Annotated in this window: 18 protein-coding genes; all 18 read left to right on the top strand. The window is 51.2% G+C overall.

What is annotated here, in order from left to right; translation table 11 throughout:
- The first annotated feature begins 334 nt into the window (after positions 1 to 334).
- The 18 genes from E6C60_RS15360 to E6C60_RS15275 all read left to right on the top strand — a co-directional run bounded on the left by E6C60_RS15360 (position 335) and on the right by E6C60_RS15275 (position 15,898).
- On the top strand, positions 335 to 862 hold the full coding sequence (locus E6C60_RS15360) for a hypothetical protein (RefSeq protein ID WP_138226645.1): 528 nt from the start codon (positions 335 to 337) through the stop codon (positions 860 to 862).
- A complete protein-coding gene (locus E6C60_RS15355) occupies positions 840 to 2,711 on the top strand; it encodes a phage terminase large subunit family protein (RefSeq protein ID WP_138226644.1) in 1,872 nt (623 codons plus the stop codon). Before E6C60_RS15360 ends, E6C60_RS15355 begins: the two co-directional genes overlap by 23 nt.
- A 25-nt stretch (positions 2,712 to 2,736) precedes the next feature.
- On the top strand, positions 2,737 to 2,976 hold the full coding sequence (locus E6C60_RS15350) for a DUF6148 family protein (RefSeq protein ID WP_138226643.1): 240 nt from the start codon (positions 2,737 to 2,739) through the stop codon (positions 2,974 to 2,976).
- Positions 2,973 to 4,583, top strand: coding sequence for a phage portal protein (locus E6C60_RS15345; protein ID WP_138226642.1), 1,611 nt, complete (start codon positions 2,973 to 2,975; stop codon positions 4,581 to 4,583). The genes E6C60_RS15350 and E6C60_RS15345 overlap by 4 nt, the downstream gene beginning before the upstream one ends.
- A complete protein-coding gene (locus E6C60_RS15340) occupies positions 4,552 to 5,730 on the top strand; it encodes a head maturation protease, ClpP-related (RefSeq protein WP_138226641.1) in 1,179 nt (392 codons plus the stop codon). The genes E6C60_RS15345 and E6C60_RS15340 overlap by 32 nt, the downstream gene beginning before the upstream one ends.
- On the top strand, positions 5,730 to 6,113 hold the full coding sequence (locus E6C60_RS15335) for a head decoration protein (protein ID WP_138226640.1): 384 nt from the start codon (positions 5,730 to 5,732) through the stop codon (positions 6,111 to 6,113). The genes E6C60_RS15340 and E6C60_RS15335 overlap by 1 nt, the downstream gene beginning before the upstream one ends.
- 15 nt (positions 6,114 to 6,128) lie before the next feature.
- Entirely contained in the window at positions 6,129 to 7,163 is a 1,035-nt protein-coding gene (locus E6C60_RS15330) for a major capsid protein (protein WP_138226639.1), read from the top strand.
- Positions 7,164 to 7,183: 20 nt separating this feature from the next.
- Positions 7,184 to 7,516: a hypothetical protein gene (locus tag E6C60_RS15325; RefSeq protein ID WP_138226638.1), complete on the top strand. Its 333-nt coding sequence runs from the start codon at positions 7,184 to 7,186 to the stop codon at positions 7,514 to 7,516.
- A gap of 14 nt (positions 7,517 to 7,530) precedes the next feature.
- Positions 7,531 to 7,887 (top strand): hypothetical protein, encoded by a 357-nt coding sequence (locus tag E6C60_RS15320; RefSeq protein ID WP_138226637.1) that lies wholly within the window; start codon positions 7,531 to 7,533, stop codon positions 7,885 to 7,887.
- Positions 7,884 to 8,450, top strand: a complete 567-nt coding sequence (locus E6C60_RS15315) for a phage tail protein (protein ID WP_138226636.1) — start codon at positions 7,884 to 7,886, stop codon at positions 8,448 to 8,450. Before E6C60_RS15320 ends, E6C60_RS15315 begins: the two co-directional genes overlap by 4 nt.
- Positions 8,447 to 8,962, top strand: coding sequence for a hypothetical protein (locus E6C60_RS15310; protein WP_138226635.1), 516 nt, complete (start codon positions 8,447 to 8,449; stop codon positions 8,960 to 8,962). Before E6C60_RS15315 ends, E6C60_RS15310 begins: the two co-directional genes overlap by 4 nt.
- Positions 8,952 to 9,281, top strand: coding sequence for a hypothetical protein (locus tag E6C60_RS15305; protein WP_138226634.1), 330 nt, complete (start codon positions 8,952 to 8,954; stop codon positions 9,279 to 9,281). The genes E6C60_RS15310 and E6C60_RS15305 overlap by 11 nt, the downstream gene beginning before the upstream one ends.
- 2 nt (positions 9,282 to 9,283) lie before the next feature.
- A complete protein-coding gene (locus E6C60_RS15300) occupies positions 9,284 to 10,723 on the top strand; it encodes a phage tail sheath family protein (protein WP_138226633.1) in 1,440 nt (479 codons plus the stop codon).
- Between the two features lie 14 nt (positions 10,724 to 10,737).
- Positions 10,738 to 11,262, top strand: coding sequence for a phage major tail tube protein (locus tag E6C60_RS15295; RefSeq protein ID WP_138226632.1), 525 nt, complete (start codon positions 10,738 to 10,740; stop codon positions 11,260 to 11,262).
- Between the two features lie 20 nt (positions 11,263 to 11,282).
- Positions 11,283 to 11,633: a phage tail assembly protein gene (locus E6C60_RS15290; RefSeq protein ID WP_138226631.1), complete on the top strand. Its 351-nt coding sequence runs from the start codon at positions 11,283 to 11,285 to the stop codon at positions 11,631 to 11,633.
- 169 nt (positions 11,634 to 11,802) lie between these two features.
- The gene (locus tag E6C60_RS15285; protein WP_138226630.1) at positions 11,803 to 14,661 is read left to right on the top strand and encodes a phage tail tape measure protein; all 2,859 of its coding nucleotides are present in this window, start codon (positions 11,803 to 11,805) and stop codon (positions 14,659 to 14,661) included.
- Entirely contained in the window at positions 14,658 to 14,870 is a 213-nt protein-coding gene (locus E6C60_RS15280; RefSeq protein WP_138226629.1) for a tail protein X, read from the top strand. Before E6C60_RS15285 ends, E6C60_RS15280 begins: the two co-directional genes overlap by 4 nt.
- Positions 14,867 to 15,898 (top strand): phage late control D family protein, encoded by a 1,032-nt coding sequence (locus E6C60_RS15275; RefSeq protein WP_138226628.1) that lies wholly within the window; start codon positions 14,867 to 14,869, stop codon positions 15,896 to 15,898. The genes E6C60_RS15280 and E6C60_RS15275 overlap by 4 nt, the downstream gene beginning before the upstream one ends.

Raw genomic sequence — 15,898 nt, 5'->3', positions numbered from 1 at the left:
TAAACTTCGAGGTGGATTGAAGGTAAAGGTTAACGTCATCAGAACGAATATAAAGGGGCATACAGACGTTTGAGTTTCCGAACCACCAGACATTCATGAGATACGTTTAAAGAGCTGAGGCGGGCGCTCAGGAGTTCACGGGTCCTTCTGGAGGTTCAAAATGAGTGCGGGTGCGAATGACCCCGATTCTGGTGCAGTTTTATTTTCAAAATTTTGCTTTCGCTTTCGCTTGGCAGGCAGCCGATCGAGGGCGTTTTTATTTTTCGCTTCGAATAATGCCTGAAATATTCAAAACAGTACAATTCCATCTAAAGACGAAAGTGAGGCGGGTTGATTGACAAAATCAAAGGCGAAAGCAGATAAGCTGCAGGACAAAGAAATATTGACATCCGAATTGGCTGCGATCGTAGGGAAAACGCCCCAATGGTTGCGTCAATTAACCCGTGATGGAATCCTGCGGCAGGTCGGCCGGGGCAAATACAAACTCGGCGAATCGGTGCAGGCATACTGTGAGCATGTTTCAGGTGGTAAAGAGGAAGATGCGAAGCCGAGGTTGATTGATTATAAGACGGAGCACGAGAAAACAAAGGCAGAAAAGGCCCTGCTTGAGCTGGAGCAAATGAAAGGCAACCTGCATGCAGCGGCAGATGTGGAACGCCTCTTGTCCGACCTGATCCTTACCACTAAATCACGGCTGCTCGGGGTGCCCAGCAGGATTGCTACCGAATGCGAGAATGAGCCTGCGGATGTAGTAGAGTCAATTGTCCGCCGGGAGATCGAAACCGCGCTGTCATCCCTGGCAAAATACACCCCAGATAAGATTGGGGGCGAATTGGAACATGGCAGCCCGGAAGACGGTTGATTTATTTTCACAGGCCAACAAGCAGTGGGAGCCTAGACGTCGCCTGAGCGTCTCAGAATGGGCGGATATGAACCGGGTACTAACCACAGAGAGCAGCGCGGAAGCGGGGCCTTGGCGAACGTCTCGGGCGGAATATCAGCGGGAGATCATGGATTCCATAGAGCACTGGGAAGAGGTCGTTATCATGGCCTCAGCTCAGGTGGGAAAAACCGAATTTCTGCTGAATGTGACCGGTTCATACATCGATCAGGAGCCTTGCCCGATTATGCACGTGCTTCCAAACGAGGATCTGATCCAGGCCTACTCCAAAAAGCGGCTCACTCCTATGATTAATAACAGCGAAGTGCTGCGGAATAAGATCGGCGTCGCCAAGTCGAGGGACAGCAGCAACACCATCGAAGAGAAATCCTTCCCTGGCGGTTATGTGACGATCGTCGGAGCCAACGCGCCTTCGGGACTGTCTTCCCGGCCAGTGCAGATTGTTCTGTGCGATGAGGTGGACCGGTTCCCGGTATCTTCCGGCAAGGAGGGTGATCCGATTGCCCTAGCTACGGCCCGGACCAAGACATTCCGGCATAAGCGCCGGCATCTATTCGTCTCAACGCCAGTGGACAAGGAAACATCTCGCATCCATCAGCTGTACGAAGACAGCACGATGGAGCAATGGTGCCTGCCCTGCCCTCACTGTGGGGAGTTACAGCCCCTGCAATTCAAGCGGGGCGAAGACAACGGCATCGTATTCGAGCATTATGTCTCGGAGTCCGGTGAGATCGTTGTGACCAAAGCCGAGCATCGCTGCGCATACTGCGGCAATCTTGGCTCAGAAAAGGAATGGAAGCGGGGCGAGGGTGCCTGGGTTTCCAGGAAAGAGCACTCCACCCGCCGGGGATTTCATATCAATCAGCTTTCCAGCCCATGGTCAGATTGGCGCGAGGTTGCAAAGGCTTTTTTGGTGGCCAAGAGAGAGGGCGTCGACAAGCTGAAAGTATTCGTCAATACGGTTCTTGGAGAGCCGTGGGAGACGAAGGTCAAAGGCATGGACGACAAAACGCTTATGCAGCGTCGCGAGAGATATGAGTATGAGGTGCCTGAAGGCGTGAAGGTGCTCACGGCAGCCATTGATACCCAGGACGATCGCTTTGAAGTCGAGATTATTGGCTGGGGGGCTGGAAAAGAATCATGGCGTATCGAATACCAACGGATTTATGGAGACTTGAACAGGCCCGAAGTGTGGCAGGACCTGGACAGGTTTCTTTGTCGTTCTTGGATAGGTCCAGAGGGCCGGGAATTCCGCATCATTGGAGCTTGCATGGACTCTGGTGGTCACTACACCAAAGAAGTGTACGAATTCACCCGTGCTCGGGAGCATCGCCGGATTTACGCGATCAAAGGCCAGGGGATTAACCCCAAAACAGCGGAGCATGTACCGTTTATCGCCCGGCATTCCCGGACCCAGATGTACAATGCGATCCTTATCCACTTAGGTGTGGATGACGGCAAGGTGAAGGTATACGACAGCCTGAAGGTCGGGGAGCCAGGACCACTGTATTGTCACTTCCCTGATGATGAAGGCAAGGGATATACGCAAGAATATTTCCTCGGCCTGACTGCTGAGACTCACAGGACGATCAAGAAAGACGGCGTCAAGTATAAGGTCTGGGTGAAGACCCGTGATCGAAACGAGCCCTTTGACTTGGCGGTCTATAATCGGGCCGTGGTGGAGCTGCTCCGGCCGAATCTTTCCTTACCGATTGAACAGCAGCCCAATGGCCCGAAGGTGGATCCGGATACAGGTAGTCAGCAGCGCGCTAGGAAGAGCAAGAAAAGAGGCGTGGCAAGCAGCGTTTAACGCTTGAGAGGAGGTGAATAGGAAAATGCCATTGTACACAAAAGAAGTAGCTCAGCAACACTTGGATGCCTGGATGGCAGCGGAGCTGGCGCTCTCTACGGGGCAATCGTACAGCATCGCCGGCCGATCGCTCACCAGAGTGAACCTAACCGAGGTCATGCGGCAGATTCAGTATTGGCAAAAGCAGTTGAATGATGCCATTCGTTTTGAGCAGGGACTGGGCCCGCGTCGAAAAGTGCGCAGGTATGTTCCGATTGATCTATGAGCTGGCTGGATAAAACAGTGGCCGCTGTTGCTCCAGGGTTCGCTGCTAAGCGTGAAAGGGCCCGAACGGAGATTGCACGGCAGCGGGCCGTACAGGACGTGTTCAACCAGGGTTACGGTGATCACGGAGCCAGCCGCAGAAAGAAGTCGCTCACAACATGGACCCCGGCAGCTGGAAACGCCGATGAGGACATCCACGCGAATCTCGAAGCTCTCCGTCCTCGGGCGAGAGACCTTTTCATGGGCGGATCACTCGCGAATGGAGCGCTCAAGACGCTCAGAACCAATATAATCGGCACGGGGTTAAAGCTAAAGCCTTCCTTCGATGCCGATTTTTTGCGCCTGTCTGAGGAGAAGTCGGCACTGCTTCGCCGGCAGATTGAAAGGGAGTTTTCCTTGTGGGCCGACTCCAAAGACTGTGATGCCGGCGGGCTTCAAAATTTTTATGAGCTGCAGCAGCTGGCCTTCCTGTCGTGGGTCATGAGCGGTGACGCCTTTGTCCTACTGCCATTGCTTGAGCGAAAACATACCGTTTATGACCTCAGGGTCCGCATCCTGGAAGCCGATCGATGCAGTACACCGAAGAATGAACCACTTGAGTCTATCAAGCGGGTGCAGAGCGGTGTGGAAGTTGATGCTGATGGAATGGTGGCTGCCTATTGGTTCTCCAGTAAACATCCCGGTCACTTTGACCCGGGTATGAAGTGGCAGCGGGTTGCGGCCATCGGGGAAGAGAGTGGACGGCGGAATGTTCTTCATCTCATGGAGACAGAGCGGCCGGAGCAGCGCCGAGGCGTTCCAATCTTGGCGCCTGTTATCGAATCACTGAAACAGCTGGAGAGATACACTGAGGCCGAATTAATGGCGGCAGTAATTAGTGGGATGTTCACCGTCTTTATTGAGACGGAGAGCGAGGATACTGATGCCTTCGGTCTATCTCCTGAGGGTCCGATAGAGAACCCAACAGGAGAACCATTGCCTAGCGGCGATGAAGATTTACAGCTAGGGGTCGGGGCGGTCCAGTTCTTGAATCCTGGGGAGAAGGCGACGATCGCGAATCCGGGGCGTCCGAACAGCGGCTTCGATCCGTTCGTCACATCAATCCTCCGGCAGGTAGGCGCTTCGCTTGAGCTTCCGTATGAACTGCTGCTAAAACACTTCACAGCGTCCTACTCTGCGTCAAGAGCAGCCTTGTTGGAAGCTTGGAAGATGTTCCGGATGCGGCGGGCGTGGATGTCAGCAGATTTCTGTCAGCCGATCTATGAGGAATGGTTCGCTGAGGCAGTGATCAAAGGGCGGATCGATGCTCCAGGTATATTCGATGATCCTCTGCTGTTTAAGGCCTACACCAAAGCGGAGTGGCACGGACCTTCGCAGGGTCAGCTCGATCCGGTGAAGGAAGCAAATGCGGCTGTTATTCGGGTCGAGAATGGATTCAGTACCCGTGCTCGAGAAGCTGCAGAGCTGACAGGTACGGAATATGAGAGCAACGTCCGGCAGCTGGCATATGAGCAGCAGATTCGGGAACAAAACGGCTTAGTTTCAGGAAAGAGCGAACAAGGCCTGAAGGGGGGTGATGAAGAAGATGCCGAAGAAGATCAAACTTAACGGGCCGGTTATCGGTGATGGGAGCGCATGGCTGTATGACTGGTTAGGTATACCTTACATTGGTGCCTCCAAGCTTTCAAAGGAACTGGATGCAGCGGGCGGCGGAGATGTAGAGCTTTACATCAATTCTGGTGGAGGTTCTGTCTTCGCAGGATCAGAAGTGTACACTCTCTTGAAAGAGTACCCCGGCAAAGTTTCGGCTAAAATCACGGGTGTTGCAGCCAGCGCTGCCTCCTATATCGCATTAGCTGCAGATGATATCCGTATGGCTCCACTTGCCCAGTTCATGATTCATAATGCTGCCATTGTTACCGACGGTGACAAGAGGGCTCATACAGGCCGTACAAACCTGTTGGCAGGAGTCGATGAGTCTCTTATCAACGTTTACATGAAAAAAAGCGGGAAAACACGCGAGGAACTAGCCGACCTGATGGACAGTGAGACGTGGATGAACGCGCAGAAAGCTGTCGAGCTTGGGTTTGCAGACGGGATTCTTTTCGAAGAAGAAGAGCTGCTATCGACAGCGACAAATAGCTTCAATGGTGAAATATCTTCGGAAGCGATGAACCAAATACGGGACATCATGATCAATAACATGTTGAAGGACGGCACCGATCCAGAGAAGCTACTCGGAAGTGGGGGTCCGCTAGCGGGTTTGGATTTAAAGGCTTTTGCACCGGAAGCTTCGGATGATGTCAAACAGGTTGAAAATAGCGCTGAGACTGCTTCAGTGCCAAAAAATATTAAAGAGCAACCAAAGGAGGAAGAACAGCCCATGAAATTGGAAGAATTGAAAGCACAGCACCCTGACCTATACAACGAGGTTGTGAATCTTGGTGTAACACAAGAAAGGGGCCGCATCACTGAACTGAATGCTCTTGCCACAGCGCCAGGAGCCGCTGAGATCGTCGCCAAAGCCATTTCTGAAGGAAAAACAGCAGGCGAAACTGCGATGGAGATTGTTAAGGCCTCTGCTGAACGTGTAGCCAATGAAGGTACTCGTCGTAATAACGACGCCCAGAACAGCGGTGTAGGCAATGTCGATTCGGACGAAGCGCCTGGGAAGCCAGATCCAGAAGCTGTATCTAAAGCCGAAGCCGATGCCCTTACTGCAGAAATCAATAACATGATTGGAGGTCGAAAATAATGCCAGCATACGAAAGCGTACCCTATGATAACCTGATCGCCGGAATGGTCCAGCCGATCGTCACCCAATCCATCATCATCGAGCCAGCGACTGGTGCTGTATTTACCCGCGGTACCGTAATGGCCAGAACAGGATTCGCGACTGACGGAACGTGGATCTGCACGATTGTTGATTCAGCAGCTGCCGGTGCTGCTCAAAAGGTTCCTGTGGCTGTTCTTGCAGATGAAATCGTGGATGCATCGACTGTTCAGCAGCGTGCTACGGTTTACACACAAGGCGAGTTTAATCGCGAAGCTCTGATTTTCGGCGGAACCGATACAATCGCAAACCACGAAGCTGCGCTCAACAACGCAAAAATTTATACCAAACGGGTTGTAAACTAAGGAGGGCTCACAACGATGGCCATTAAAGATCTGTATTCATTTCCGACTCTGTTGAAAGTAATCGGTCAGCTGCCGCCGCCAAGCACTTATATCCTGGATACATTCTTCCAAGACGGCGAGTCATTTGAAACCGAGACTGTAGAAATTCAAACGATGAAAGGCAATAAGCCGATCGCACCTTATGTGTCCGAACTGCAGCCGGGCAAGGTCATCCAGCGGACAGGCTTCACGGCGAAACAATACAAGCCGGCCCTGATCAAACCAGCTCGCCCGATCACTGCTATTGACCTTAAGGTGAGAGCAGCCGGGGAGAACCTGATCAATCCGGATCAGCCAGAGGTGCGGGCCCGTAAACTGCTTGCAAAGGATATCATCGATCTCCGGGATACCATCACCCGGCGTCTTGTTCAGCAAGCAGCTGAACTGATGTTCACCGGCAAAGTAACCCAGGTCGGTGAAGGTGTGAGCCAGGTTATCGATTACGATTTCACGAATATCGTAACCCTGTCTGGAACGGACCTCTGGAGCGATCCGAATTCTGATCCAATTGGATTCCTCGCATCTCAGCGTAAAGTGGTCATGGATGGGAACGCTCCGACTCCGAATATCGTCCTGGCTGATTATGACGCTGCCGTAGCGCTGATGCGTCATCCGAAGATCCTTAAGCTGGCCGAAAACAGAGGCGTGGATGTCGGTACGATCGATACCACACTGCTTCCTGACGGTGTTACCTACCACGGCCGCCTGCGTGACGTTGGACTGGATGTATACAGCTACACTGGCACTTACACCAACGATGCTGGTCAAGAAGTTCCGTTCATTCCAGCCGGCACAATCGCGATCATGTCCACAAGAGACAAGTTCACGTTCCACTATGGAGCGAATGTGATCATGGATCCGCGCTCAGAGCAATTCGTTCGAGTTATGGGTAAAATCACGCCGCAATCCTGGGTAACTGTAGAACCGGCTCAGCGCTGGCTGCAGATGCTCTCCCGCCCGTTGCCTGTACCAGCAAACGTTGCTGGCTGGGTTGTCGCGAAAGTACTTTAACTTAGAGGAGGGAAAATACGATGATTCGAGCAATTAACAAGGTTATTCATAACGGAAAACTTTATCAGCACGGGAAGGAAATCCTCGGTTTGACCGAAAAAGAAGCTCAGCGATTACTTGAACTGGGGGCTGCAGAGGAAGAAGGGGATACATTCTACGAGCCTGAACCTGATAAGGATAATCCGCTTTTGAATGATCTGACTACACCTGAACAATTCACAAAATTGAAGGCGGAGGAGCAGAAGGAGTTCCTTGAATCACTATCGATCGATCCAGCTGGGAAAGCGGAGGATCGTGTCGCCCAATTTGAAGAATGGTACACCGAACAAGTGACAGCTGACGACCAAAACTAAGGCGGTGAGAGGCTATGAACCTTCGAGAGCAGATGGCGAAGGATGTCCAACTGACCTTCATGAACTCGAATGAATTCGCCGAGATCCACACGGTAACGACCTATACAAACGATGCTAAACAAACCGGCCAAAAAGACCGGCAGCTGGAGATGATCGTCGAGAAGTTTACTCTGGACGGCAAGCCGATTCAGAGCGCTGATGGGGTTTCCGCCCACAATGTCATTATCCATATCGATCCCGATGTACTGGTGTATACCCCAAGGGTTGACCAGTATTTTTATTTGGACTTTATGCGGTATACGGTCAAGGGCGTCTCCAACGACACGGGCATCCTGAAGATCGTCCTCGAGGCAAACGGTAAGCGGCCATGAGTAATTTTATCGATGTTAAGGACAACTTTCAGCAGGTCAATCGGTCACTGAAGCAAATGGACAAGGCTGTTCGCAAGGCGGTCTTGTCCAGCCTTAACCGGGCCACGCAGCGTTCAAAGACAGAAGCCGGGAGAAAGACCCGGGAACGGTATTTGGTCAAGCAGAAGGAAGTTGTCGAGACTATTCGAATCAAAAAGGCATTCGGAAACAACCTTCAAGCCACTTTGACTTCGCGAGGCCATAATATCCCCCTGATCAAATTCGGTGTAACTCCCAAGCGCAAGCTTAAGCGAGCACCGAAGTTCTTAAAGGCTGCGGTCTACCGGGGAGGAGCCAAGAAGCCGATCCCGGGTGCCTTTATTACGACAGCTGGAAGTCATACAGGAGTATTTGAGCGGGTAGGGAAGAAACGGCTACCAATCAAGGAACTGCGAGGACCAGCGGTACCTTCAATGGTGGGCAGTGAAGAGGTCCGGGAACACGTTCAGCAGGTGTTTGGTGAGGAAATGGAAAAGCGCCTGCCACATGAACTTTACCGTACTTTAGGGAGGCTGAATACGTGACACCGAGTTTGCTGATGAAACATCTGCAGCGGTACTTGCAGGAGATTACAAAGGATATGTTCCTTGGTCCACTACGGTTGCCTTTAAACATATATCTAGTTGATCTTCCTGCGCGGGCAACTCCGGAATACGAGGAAAATGACTACGGCACAGATATTCAACCAGCGGAAACCACATTACCGGAGGAACGAGACGAGCGATGGCCGTATATATCCGTCGTTTTTCTCGGGCCAGCTGAGGATAACGATGAAGGGTATCGCACGTTAAACATGGACTTTATATTTGGTTGCGAGGGATTGGGGCCGGATGGATACATGGATGTTCTGCATCTCATGGAATTTGTTCGAGCCTCTTTTTTACGCGAGACATATGAAGGGTGGCCGGCACGATTATCGCTTCCACTCTCCATGGGGTTTCATGAAGAACAAGCGGATCCCTACTGGACGGGCTATATGACCACTACATGGGAAATGCCATCAATCGAACAGGAGGTATGGAAGAATGGCTACTAAAAGAGAACGAGACAAGGAGCAACAAGAGCAGGAACAGCAAGACATTACGGCGGCATCTGCTCCAGAGGCTCCAGCAGCTGCTGATAAGCCGGTGCAGTTGATGTACATCGGGCCATCCATCCGCAAGAACGGGATTAGTCTTAGGACAAATCAGGTGTTCCTTGGCGGGCATCCGGCGTATCTCAAACCGTTGTACACAGATTATCCACATATCAGAGCGCTGTTTGTGCCGGTGGTTACCCTGCAGGAGTCCTTAAAACAAATCAGAAAGACGGGCACGGCATTGAATCATGCTGCCCTGTCGATGAAAGGAGTTTAACCATGGCTGAATTTCACGGTGTAAAAGCCAAAGAGGTGTTTCAACCGAAGGCAGCGGTCGTTCAGACGAACACGCTGCCTATTTATTTCGGCACGGCCCCGATCAACCAGGTCGCGAACCCTGCCGGAGCGGTGAATAAGGTCATTCTTGCTAAGAATCTGGACGATTTCCGCACCAAGCTGGGCTATTCCGATGATTGGGAGTCCTTCACGCTCTGCGAGGCTGCCCACGCTCATTTTGTTGACTCGGAGCAGGGACCAGTTGCCTTTGTGAATGTCCTGGATGTGACGGACGTAGAGGCAGTGCCAGCGGCTGCAGCAACGTTTAAGGATGGCATGCACACAATCGACACAGAGGGCGTGCTGAAGGACTCTGTGACGGTGGCAGACGGCTCCACGACGTTTGTACAAGGCACTGACTATACGCTGACCTTCAACGCTGCTGGTAAGCTGGTGATTGCCATCGTAAGCGGCGGCGCGATTCCGGCGGGGACCACATCCCTGCAGGTCGGATACAGCGCTCTGAAGCCATCCAATGTGACGGCCAGCCGGATCATCGGCGGCACGGACGCACTGACTGGTGACAGAACAGGGCTGGAGCTGATCGAGGACGTGTTCCTTGAGACATCATTCGTGCCAAACTTGATCGTTGCACCTGGCTGGTCGGATGATCCTGTAGTAGCTGCGGTCATGGTGGCCAAAGCTCAGGGGATTAACGGCCTGTTTGAGGCTCATGTGGTCACGGATATGGACGCAAGCCTGAAATACGTGGACGCTGCGTCGTGGAAAGAGGATAACGGATATATCAGCCACCTCCAAACCAATGCCTACCCGATGGCCTCATATAAGGGCCGCGTTTACCACATGTCCACGCTGGTCACAGCAGCTATGGTGGCAACGGATGCCCTGAACGAAGGCGTGCCTTATCAGACTCCATCGAATCAGCCTATCACTGCTGACGGCCTGCTGTACAAAGATGGAACAGCCGTCCGGATCCCGTACGACCAGGCTAATGCGCTGAACGCCAATGGCATTGTCACCGGCATCCGCTGGACGGATGGATTCAGGGCGTGGGGCAACTACACGGGAGCATATCCGGAGTACACGGATGCACAGCGTACATTCATCCCTGTGCGGCGGATGTTCTCTTTTATCAAAAACCAGCTCGTGTTGCGGCACTGGCAGCAGGTGGACAATCCGCTTAATCGCCGCCTGCTCGAATCGATCGCGGATGGAGCGAATGTCTGGCTTAATGGTCTGGTTGGTGCAGGGTATCTGCTCGGCGGCCGTGTGGAATTCCTCGCCGCTGATAACCCGGACGATCAGCTTGGTGCCGGAAAAATGGTCTATCGCATCTTTATTACTCCGCCTTCCATGGCTCAAGAAATCGAATTTGTCGTCGCTTACGACGTATCATATCTGGCTGCTTTGACAGCGGCTTAAGGAGGCTTAACTTCATGAAAACTATTCCGATCAAGGTCGAAGGTTTATCTGTTTTCCCGGAAGGGAGCAATAATAACTTCGCAACAGGTGATATCACCCTCCCGAATTTAACGCCTCTGACATCAACAGTGTCCGGGGCGTCTATTTTAGGAGAAGTCGATCTTCCTTCTCAAGGTCATTATGGATCGTTAGAGGTAGGGATCGCCTGGCGGACAATTAATAAAGAGGCATTTGACATGGTGAGTCCCGATTTTAAAGGGTTAGAGATCCGTGGTGCTTTCAGCGAATTCGATAACTCAAGAAGCAGCGTGGTAACCAGAGCGATTAAAGTGGTGGTTCGCGGCTTCAGCAAAAGCCTCGACCTTGGAACCCTTGCGCAAAATGCAACTACCGGCACAACAAATACAATCGAGGCGACATACCTCAAAATCTTCATCGATGGCCAAGCGGTTTTTGAGCTCGACAAATTCAATTACATTTGCCGGATCAATGGAAAAGATGCTCTGCTGGACGTAAGAAAAGCGCTGGGCTTGGCCTAAATAAGAAGGGAGAATTAATTATGAGTGATGTAGTCGCAAGGACAGAAAATCTGGAAGAAATCCAAACGGCCGGAACAGCGATTAAGCTGTCCCGGGCTATTACTTGGGAAGATACGGAATACAAAGAACTGACGCTTGATTTTGACGGTTTGTCCGGTGATGACATTATGGCCATTGAATCGGATTTTATGGATTTCATCGCGGGTCAGAAGAATGTTTTTGTGAAATATAAAACAGAGCATCCGGGCTATCACGCTGTCGTGGCTGCCAAAGCATCAGGTGTGAATCCGTTAATGCTCAAAAAACTCACTGCACGCGACTTCCTGAAAGTGACAGGTGCTGCAAAAGATTTTTTGAACGGTTTGGTTTAGCGGATAACCCTATTCGCAGTCTTATGAAAATCTCGATAGGGCTATCACGAGCCATGAAAGGCGATGTCTCATATTGGATGAGCACACCGATCTGGTTGCTTTTCGAATGGCATGCGGCTGCTAAAGAATTTTACGATGAAGAAAAAGCTCGAAAGGGAGGGGGATAGATATGCCGAAGAAATATCAAATGTCATTCGAGCTTAACGGCGAGATCGACCCCCGACTAAAGAGAGCCTTTAGCGATCTTGGAAGCGATGTGCTCGATCTCAAAAAAGACCTTAACTCCCTCCGTAAAGGCGGGAGCTTTGATGAGATTACACGCGATGCAGGCCGGGCATCTGGTGCCTTCGGTGAGCTGAAAGAGGATGTTCGTGAGTTTGGTCAAGTGTTCGAACGTACGCTACAATTTACCGGAGCCTACGCCATTATTGACAAATTAACCGATTCTATCGGTGGTATGATCACTACAATTGGGGATCTGGATGCACAGTCTGGTCAATTAGGTGCTGCCACCGGTGCAACAGCAGAGGAATTGGCAGAGCTGCAAGAAATTTCACAGTCAATGTACCGCGAAGGCCTCGGTGAAGGCGTCAATGACCTCACGGATGCCTTGATCACTGCCCGCAATGTCACCAAACAGCAGGGCGATGAACTCGCTCAGACGACGAGGAACGCTATTGTTTTGCAGGACGTGTTCAGGTTTGATATCCCTGAATCTGTAAAGACCTCTGACACCTTGATGAGGCAGTTTGGCATCACTTCTGAACAGTCCATGAACCTTCTCGCCCAGGGGGCGCAGCAGGGCCTGGATAAGTCCGGGGAGCTCTTAGACTCCGCAAATGAGTATGCACCTCAGTTTGCAGCACTTGGATACTCCGCAAATGAGATGTTTGATGTCTTTTCTGCCGGCTTGGAAGCAGGTGCCTTCAATCTCGATAAAGTAGGAGATGCGGTTAAAGAGTTTAACATCCGTCTCCAGGACGGCAGCGAAAAAACAAGCGATGCTATGGCTGCGCTGTTTGCTCCCGAAGGTATCGAGGATTTCACGGCTGCTTTAACCAAAGGTGGTACTAAATCTGCGCAATACTTGGAGCTGCTGAAGCATGTCTCCGCCGATACGGCCAAGGAAATGGTCAAGGATCTGCAGAAGGGCGGAAAGAGCGCCGAAGATACCCTAACCACGTTATCCGGTAGATTGGGTGAAGGATTCGGCATCCTAGACCAGTTGAGATCTGGAGCCATCAAAGGCAAGGATGCTATGCAGCGGGTCATCACTGAGCTCAACACCATTGAGGACACGGTTTACCGTAATCAGCTCGGCGTTGAGCTCTTTGGCTCCCAGTGGGAGGATCTGGAGAAGGATGTCGTCGGTGCTTTGGGATCAACCAACAAGCAGTTTGATATGACGAAACAAACTATGGAAGAGATGGCTGCTGTCAAATACGACAATCTGACGCAGGAGCTCAAGGTGCTCGGTCGTGAACTTATGGATGAGGTGATCATCCCGATCGGTGAGGACCTTATGCCGGTATTGAAAGACATGACAGCTTGGGCAAAAGATAATAAAGACGTCATTAAAGCTATCGGGCTCGCTGTTCCGGCTGCCATGCTTGCGAAAAATACCGTTGGGATCGCAAAGGATTTGGGTCAGGTCGGTAAAGCAGTGTTCGATACCACAAAGGGAGTCGGTAAATTCGGCGGAGTGCTGGGGCTGCTTTCGAATCCGATTGGGATAGCTGTTGGTGCGGTTGGCGCTCTGACGGCAGGGGTGATTGCATATAAAAATCACCAGGAAGAGGCGCGGCAGGAATTGCTCAACATGGGCGATGATCTGGAACATGTCTTTGATAATTATGAAGACATAGAACACCAGACAAAGAGGACTAGGAACCTGATTCGTGAGTACGATCGCTTGGAGGAGAAAATCAACGACACAGCTACGCCGGCTGCTATACTCGCTGAGGCGCGTAGGAAACAGAAAATTGTTGAGGAAGAGCTCATTGCGCTTAATCCTGAAATTCTCAAAGCCGAGGATGCAAAAAAGGAAAGCTTCCGGGACCAACTTGATCTAGCCAATCGCTTGAACACAACCGAGCTTGAACGAGAAAAGAGAAAGATTGACGCAGAGATTCTCGATAAGAAGTCTCAGCTGCCTGAACTCAAGGAAAATTACGATGAATTGACGTCGAATTTATCTGGCTTTGAACAGGCTTATGAGGATGCCCGCAGGTCGTATGTTCAGTATCAAGAATTTTTGACAGCTCAACAGAAAATTATTGATACAACTACCGGAGAAGAACAGGCTAGAAAGCTTTCTGAATTAGCCGATAGAATTGAAGCTGCAACTGGTAGATACTACGGCAATAACTGGGCCAATCTGGCTTTCGAAACACAGGACCTTAAAAAGGCTTTCGAATCAAACCTGATTAGTTTTGAGAACACAGAGAAAGACATCGCGAATGCCAAAGATAGCTTTCAAGAGCTGTATGATAAGCAGGTCGCATTGATCAATTTGAATCTTGGTGCACCTATTGATGAGCTGATGGGCAAGTATGGTGAACTGAGTGCAACAGAGAAACAACGTGTTGATGCAGCCAAAGAGCAGATCATGGAGCTTAATCAGATGATGGCCGACATGCCATTAGAGAAGACAATCAACATCGGCGTTCATTGGAAACAGTATGGCGATATGGCCGGACCGCGGCTGGGTGTGCAGTCCATGCAGATGTATGCTGAAGGCGGCCTGGCAAACAAACCTTCCATTTTCGGCGAGGCTGGGCCTGAGATGGCTATTCCAATCCGTAAAGATCAGCGCTCCCGTGATCTCCATGCTTTGACAGGCAAGATGATTGGAGTGGATCAGTCTGATTCAGGCGGAGGTCAATTTATCTACAGCCCATCAATAGTCATTAAGGGTAATGCTGATGAGCAAACGGTCCGCAGGGTAATCGGTGATGCGCAGAAAGAGTGGGAGTCGCATTTAGGCGCATATCAGCGCAATAGACAGAGGGTGAGCATGACACAATGAAAACTTACAGAACAATTCAGGGCGATACGTGGGACAGTATCGCCTTTTCTGTTGCCGGAAAAGAGTCATTTATGGTCCAGTTGATGAATGCTAATCCAGACTATGCCGAGGTGGTTATCTTTCCGGCAGGAGTCCTGCTGCAGGTGCCGGTTATCCCTGTCGAATCCGCCTCCACTTTACCACCCTGGCGGCAGGAGGACGGATCATGAAAACCGTGGTAGACGGCCGTTACGCCTATCTCATGCTCAAGTATAACGGCAAGGAAATCGGTACCGAGTATTTGAGCAAGTATTTGATGGATTTTACGTACTCGGACGGAGCGCCCGGGGATCAGGACAGCATATCAATCTCCTTGGATGATCGGGAAGCAAACTGGTTAAATGCCTGGAAGCCGGAATTCGGAGACAAGCTGATCGCTGAGATCACGGTTGTCAATTGGGATATTCCTGGTCAGAAGGCGAAGCTGCCCTGTGGCACTTTCGAGGTGGATGCCATCGACATAGACGGCCCTCCGGACAAGGTAATGTTGCAGGCTGTAGCTCTGCCCCTCGGGGGAGCTCAGGCGCAGCAGGAGCCCCGCACAAAGGCTTGGGAAAAGGTGAAGCTCAAGACCATCGCCCTAGATATCGCGGCCCGTGCGAAGCTCTCTTTGGTATACTCGGCCTCTGTAAATCCGACATATGACCGCCTGGATCAAACCAACCAGGCCGACCTCACGTTTCTGGTCGATATTGCAAAAGACGAGGGCATAGCAGCCAAGATATCAGGAGGTAAGCTCGTGCTTTTTGACGAGGCTGAATATGAGAAGAAGCCGGCTGTCGCCGATCTCGTCCGAGGTGAGAGCAACATTATCACTTATGGCTTTAGCGAGAGCAGCACGAACCGGGCGTACGGCTCATGTATAGTCACGTACAAACCTACAAAAGGGAAGCTTATTACGGGTAAGTACAGCCTGTCGAATGCAGCCGGCCTGCCAGTCCTTAAAATCAATGAGCGGGTTGAGACTGTGGCAGAAGCCAACCGTCTGGCCCGGAACAGACTGCGTGAGAAGAATAAACAGGCCGGCAAGGCACGATTTACCCTGGATGGGGATATACGGATTGCCTCCGGTGTAACGGTCAATGTAAAGGGATACGGAAGGTTTGACGGTAAGTACATCATTGAGAGTGCGCATCACAGTATTGGTATGAATCCTTATCAAACTGACATTGAAATTAGAAAGGTGCTGGGGTGGTAA

The sequence above is a fragment of the Paenibacillus algicola genome, assembly GCF_005577435.1.
In the GTDB taxonomy this organism is placed as follows: domain Bacteria; phylum Bacillota; class Bacilli; order Paenibacillales; family Paenibacillaceae; genus Paenibacillus_AQ; species Paenibacillus_AQ algicola.
Note: the sequence above shows the minus strand (reverse complement) of the source record. Positions and strands in the feature narration are given on the sequence as shown.